This window comes from Priestia sp. BR_2 (assembly GCF_041954005.1).
Taxonomy (GTDB): domain Bacteria; phylum Bacillota; class Bacilli; order Paenibacillales; family Paenibacillaceae; genus Paenibacillus_AQ; species Paenibacillus_AQ lautus_A.
Genome location: NZ_JAVFHM010000031.1, coordinates 1 through 1,597, shown reverse-complemented (window position 1 = coordinate 1,597; position 1,597 = coordinate 1). Strand labels below are relative to the sequence as shown.

The 1,597-nt window shown below is 37.2% G+C and carries 2 protein-coding genes; both read right to left on the bottom strand.

Annotated features, from left to right (window positions below):
• The coding region (locus tag RB298_RS00375; RefSeq protein WP_486045189.1) for a cysteine dioxygenase family protein at positions 1-471 on the bottom strand (471 nt) is incomplete at its 3' end.
• Positions 468-1,597: acyl-CoA dehydrogenase family protein (locus RB298_RS00370; RefSeq protein WP_486045187.1), on the bottom strand; the 1,130-nt coding region annotated here is incomplete at its 5' end. The genes RB298_RS00370 and RB298_RS00375, both read right to left, overlap by 4 nt.

Below are 1,597 nucleotides of genomic sequence, written 5' to 3'. Positions count from 1 at the left end.
AAGATGAATAGTAATGGCCGGCTCACCAAATGGATTACGGACACTATGTATATCTTTGTTGGGAGGATAAACATAGGAAATATCTTGAGCTTTAGCTGTTACTACCCCTACTTTTTTTAATGTGTAGCTATCTTTTTCACCTCTAATTCTTTGATATCTGGTTTCTTCAATTGCTCCTTCATACACTCCAACCAATCCCCATACTAAATGGTCGTGTATAGGAGCAGTTTGTCCAGGTCCCCATACAAACCCTACAATCGAAAAAGCCTCATCCTCTGGTTTATATAATAAAAACTGGCTGTATCTATCTTCCTTAGGCTGTTTATATGTAGTTGGTAATAAATCTTTTGTTTTTAAAAATGAATCAAAGTGAGGCTTCAGTTGTTCTACAATTTCTTTCTCTGAACTTGTTTGCTGTAAGACGTTACGAATAGCAATTTCTAGTTCTGCAATGTATGTTGAAATAGTCATTTATCTTCCTCCAAGTCATGATAATTTTTGTGATTTTGCAGTGTCCACCTGCCAAGACGTTGAATTTCGTAATCAATAGGTGCATGCATAGATAGTGTTCTAATATTTCTCCAGAAGCGATCGTAGCGATACGTGTTAGAAGTCGCTCTGCTCCCCATTACGTCAAAGATCCTCGAAGTAATCTCCAACCCTGCTTCAGTAACAAATGCTTTAGCTATTCCTATGGAATTTTGTATACTAATTTTCTCTTCTTCCGTAAGGTCCCAGCCACTATCCCAAGCCTTTTGAAATATAGTAGTTGTTTGAAAAATTAAGGATTCAGCTGCTTTATATTGAATGTGAAATTGTCCAAGATGTCTTTGTATATAAGGGTCATCTACAGCAGATGAGTCTTGTGCAAAACGGGGTCTTGTCTTAGTTGATACGTATTGTAGAGCCTCATTTATGGCGCCTTTTATGATTCCAAGCATAATGTGAGTGATAAGGAAATTGGCAATTGTAGATCGAACTTTTAAAAATTCTTTATTCGGTGGAACAGCTGCTAAAATATCTTCGTTATAAACAGGAACGTTCTTAAACATGATGGATCCACTATCCGTTTGTCGTTGTCCAAAATGATTCCAATCATTGTTAACCTTGATGCCTTCCCGTTTAGTTGGTATTACTGCAATTAATGGAGCTTCTGTATCTTTAAAAACAGTTGATACAATTAAATAATCAGAGTCTGAACTTCCGGAGCAAAAGGTTTTTCGACCATTTAGCACAATGCATCCTTTTTCTTCTGTAGCAAAAAGGTTCAAGTCAACAGGGTTAAAGGCATTTCCCCAAAAGAGGTTTTGCTGAACGGTTTTTTTGTAGTAAAAAGCTGTTTGCTCGGGTGTTCCATAAAAATAGGGAGTAGTTAGATTAAGAAAATGATAGCCGTATACATGTGCTAATGAACTGTCTACTTCAGCAAAAATCCGCACAATGTCACAAACATCAATCCACGTTTTTCCCATACCACCTACCTCATCAGGAATTAAGAGGTGCAACAATCCACTGTTTCGAATGAGATCTCGCTCCACTTTTGGATTCCCACCATCTTTATCCCTTTTGATAGCTGTTTTTTTAAACTCTGCTGCTA